The 2,500-nt window shown below is 54.4% G+C and carries 1 tRNA gene and 2 rRNA genes (1 of these 3 cut by a window edge); all 3 read right to left on the bottom strand.

The features are described from left to right. Window positions 1-77, bottom strand: a tRNA-Met gene (locus AC2FJC_RS23605). 51 nt (window positions 78-128) lie between these two features. Next, window positions 129-243: ribosomal RNA gene (rrf, locus tag AC2FJC_RS23610) — 5S ribosomal RNA — on the bottom strand. A gap of 221 nt (window positions 244-464) precedes the next feature. Continuing rightward, a 23S ribosomal RNA gene (locus AC2FJC_RS23615) occupies window positions 465-2,500 on the bottom strand; it runs 794 nt beyond the window's last position.

The following is a 2,500-nucleotide window of genomic DNA, read 5'->3' on the forward strand; positions in this document are numbered from 1 at the left end:
TGGTTGCGGGAGTAGGATTTGAACCTACGACCTTCAGGTTATGAGCCTGACGAGCTACCGGGCTGCTCCATCCCGCGACAGGGTCGAATAAGTGCGATATCGTTAGAGAGATTTTGGGATTTTTCTAGGTTTGGCGGTGACCTACTCTCCCGGGGCTTAAGCCCAAGTACCATTGGCGCGGCAGTGCTTAACTTCCGGGTTCGGGATGGGACCGGGTGTTTCACTTGCGCTATGACCACCAAACCGAGGAAAATCCCCACGTCGGCTTTTGCGGAGCAAAAGCGACGGGTGGCAGGCAGCGTATTTGCATGCAAATGCGCGTTGCCACTCGGTAGTTATGTCAATCAACACCGCAGCGTTTTGCTGCGAAGTTATCCATGTTTACTGAGGTGTATGTTTTTGGCTTATTTGTTCGCCTACCGCTTCGCTACTTGAGGCGGTTGGCAGTCTTTCCATTACTGGATCAAATCAAGCCTATCGGGCGATTAGTACCGGTCAACTGAACGCATTACTGCGCTTACATCTCCGGCCTATTGACGTGGTGGTCTTCCACGGCCCTCAGGGAGACCTTGTTTTGAGGGGGGCTTCCCGCTTAGATGCCTTCAGCGGTTATCCTGTCCGATCATAGCTACCCAGCACTGCCGTTGGCACGACAACTGGTCCACCAGTGGATCGTTCACCCCGGTCCTCTCGTACTAGGGGCAACTCCTCTCAAGTCTCCTACACCCACGGCAGATAGGGACCGAACTGTCTCACGACGTTCTAAACCCAGCTCACGTACCTCTTTAAACGGCGAACAGCCGTACCCTTGGGACCTGCTCCAGCCCCAGGATGAGATGAGCCGACATCGAGGTGCCAAACACTGCCGTCGATATGGACTCTTGGGCAGTATCAGCCTGTTATCCCCGGCGTACCTTTTATCCGTTGAGCGATGGCCCTTCCACTCGGGACCACCGGATCACTATGGCCGTCTTTCGACTCTGCTCGACTTGTCAGTCTCGCAGTCAGGCTGGCTTCTGCCATTGCACTCAACGAGCGATTTCCGACCGCTCTGAGCCAACCTTCGCGCGCCTCCGTTACGCTTTAGGAGGCGACCGCCCCAGTCAAACTACCCGCCACGCAGGGTCCCGGATCCGGATAACGGACCGCGGTTAGACATCAAGAGTGCGAAGGGTGGTATCTCAAGGGAGGCTCCACAAAGACTTGCGTCTCTGCTTCAAAGCCCACCACCTATCCTGCACATCACAATCCTGATGCCAGTGCGAAGCTGTAGTAAAGGTGCACGGGGTCTTTCCGTCTAACCGCGGGAAGCCTGCATCTTGACAGGCAATTCAATTTCGCTGAGTCGATGTTGGAGACAGCGGGGAAGTCGTTACGCCATTCGTGCAGGTCGGAACTTACCCGACAAGGAATTTCGCTACCTTAGGACCGTTATAGTTACGGCCGCCGTTTACCTGGGCTTCAATTCAAGGCTCTCACCTCTCCTTTTAACCTTCAGGCACCGGGCAGGCGTCAGACCCTATACGTCGTCTTGCGACTTCGCAGAGCCCTGTGTTTTTAATAAACAGTCGCCACCCCCTGGTTTGTGCCCCCAGCCCCTAGTTGCCTAGGAACCGGGCCTCCTTCTCGCGAACTTACGGAGGTATTTTGCCGAGTTCCTTCAACATCGTTCTCTCAAGCGCCTTGGTATGCTCTACCAGTCCACCTGTGTCGGTTTAGGGTACGGTCTTATAGGAGGGCTATTTCCAGGAACCTCTCAGCAGCCCATTCAATCCGATAAGGATGAACTACACCTGAGATCCGTCACCACTCCACGGCCTAGGAATATTAACCTAGTTCCCATCGCCTACGCCTTTCGGCCTCGGCTTAGGGGCCGGCTTACCCTGCTCAGATTAGCTTTAAGCAGGAACCCTTGGACTTTCGGCGAGAGTGTCTCTCACACTCTTTGTCGCTACTCATGTCATCATTCTCACTAGTGATCTCTCCACCGGATGGCTCACGCCCCGGCTTCATCGAAAGCCTCTCTCCTCCAATCTGCCCGAAGGCATGAAGGAGGAATGAGACTATGTCACACTACGCTCTGCTACCGATGCTTACGCATCCCTAGACTTCGGCTCATGGCTTGAGCCCCGTTACATCTTCGCCGCAGGACAACTTATTTAGACCAGTGAGCTGTTACGCTATCTTTAAAGGATGGCTGCTTCTAAGCCAACCTCCTGGTTGTTTTGGTCGTCCCACCTGCTTTCCCACTTAGCCATGAATTGGGGGCCTTAGTCGTAGGTCAGGGTTGTTTCCCTCTCCACTACGGACGTTAGCATCCGCAGTGTGTCTGCCATCTAGTACTCCCGGGTATTCGGAGTTTGGTTAGGATCAGTAAGCCTGTGGGGCCCCATTACCCATCCAGTGCTCTACCCCCCGGGGTATTCGGATGACGCTCTACCTAAATAGATTTCGCAGAGAACCAGCTATCTCCGAGTTTGATTGGCCTTTCACCCCTAGG

Source organism: Ruegeria sp. CDSB117 (assembly GCF_059611005.1).